The following is a 1,322-nucleotide window of genomic DNA, read 5'->3' on the forward strand; positions in this document are numbered from 1 at the left end:
ATCACGTGCAAAAGCACCGCGTGAAGCCGTTGATAAATTGGCAATAGAAATGCGTGCAAAGCGCTTCGGTTTAACGCTACAAGAGGCAAAAAATCCACTTTCTGGTACCTATATAGGGCGGCTTTGTTTGCAAGGCGTGCTTACTCAAGAGCAATACGACACCGCCCAGCAATATCTACAGATAAGGAATAATTACCTTTGTGCAAAGGGCTTGCCAAGCGCTGTTTATGATGATGTGTCTACAAATTCAGACCCAGATAGCTTTGAGCAATGGGTTGAAAAAGCAACGCGTCATTATCAATCTGTTCACGAGGCAATAAAAGAGGCGCAACATCTCTATAGACAGTACAATCTTTATGCAGCGCTACAGTACCTTGTTAGTGAAGATCAAGAATTACTACATCTTGTGAGTTCGCTAAAGGTTGCTCTTAATGCGCTTCAAAAGTATTTTTCGCAAAATTATGTAACTATCAATAAAAGTGAATGATAAACTTATATAACGCTTCACTTTCATAATCTAGTTTATGAAGTTTTCTTTTATTTTCAATTATCCGCTTTTCAATTATAGGAAGGACTTTCAGAATTTCTGATTCCTCCATATGGTTCTTAGATTGTTTTGCTTTATTTAGATCCTCTATTGCACTTATTTTTTGTAGCATACTGCCGGTTAAATCGCTAAAACTATTGTTTCTTTCCCACAGTATATCATGCCATTCTCTTATCATATTTACATGTTGTTCAAAACGTTCTTTTGATAAAGTCGACATGTTATGCAAGAAATATACTTCTTCTATCATTCTAATTTCTTTGAATCTTTTTTCCCACCATTCGTTTCCATGAATTAGGTGATTATGAAGTTCGGTTTTTAATTCTGTGGTTACTTTTGAACAGAATAACTTATTAAAAAATGAAGAAGATTCTTCAGAATTAGCATATCCATTTGAAGTGGATATAAAACACGTTGTAAAAAGTGTGATAATTAATACTCTTCTAAAGAGAGTTTTTTTTATAGACATTGTTTTCTACCTTAATTTACATCTTAATTATCTAACCGATTCCCTTTGAATATATCAATATGTGTTATTTTTGTGTTGACAAAGTGATGCAAATCGTATTTAATGACAATTACGGCACTAGTCGTATTGTATCTAAATGAGCGTGATGTACAGTTTGGAATCCCCGCAAATGCGGGGTTTTTTATTATCTGGAGGGCGTATTTTATGACATCAGAAAATACACATCAGGCTCCACAACCCATTAAAAAGCGTATACCCCCAAAGGCAGGTCAAGGGCGTGTCAAAGGCGTTCCGAATAAGATGACG

2 protein-coding genes are annotated in these 1,322 nt (G+C 35.5%); one reads left to right on the top strand and one right to left on the bottom strand.

All coding sequences use genetic code 11. From position 1 onward, the window contains the following. A partial coding sequence (locus tag ACFILD_RS08435; protein ID WP_375665072.1) for a hypothetical protein occupies positions 1-487 on the top strand: 487 nt, incomplete at its 5' end. Here the strand turns inward: ACFILD_RS08435 and ACFILD_RS08440 are convergent. Further along, positions 471-1,016: a hypothetical protein gene (locus tag ACFILD_RS08440; RefSeq protein WP_375631936.1), complete on the bottom strand. Its 546-nt coding sequence runs from the start codon at positions 1,014-1,016 to the stop codon at positions 471-473. The genes ACFILD_RS08435 and ACFILD_RS08440 overlap by 17 nt on opposite strands. Positions 1,017-1,322: the final 306 nt, after the last annotated feature.

Source organism: Bartonella sp. CL162QHHD (genome assembly GCF_042195435.1).
Classification (GTDB): domain Bacteria; phylum Pseudomonadota; class Alphaproteobacteria; order Rhizobiales; family Rhizobiaceae; genus Bartonella.

Coding starts and splice junctions, on each gene's coding strand:
- ACFILD_RS08440 (WP_375631936.1), bottom strand. CDS start 1,016: ATGTCTATAAAAAAAACTCTCTTTAGAAGAGTATTAATTATCACACTT.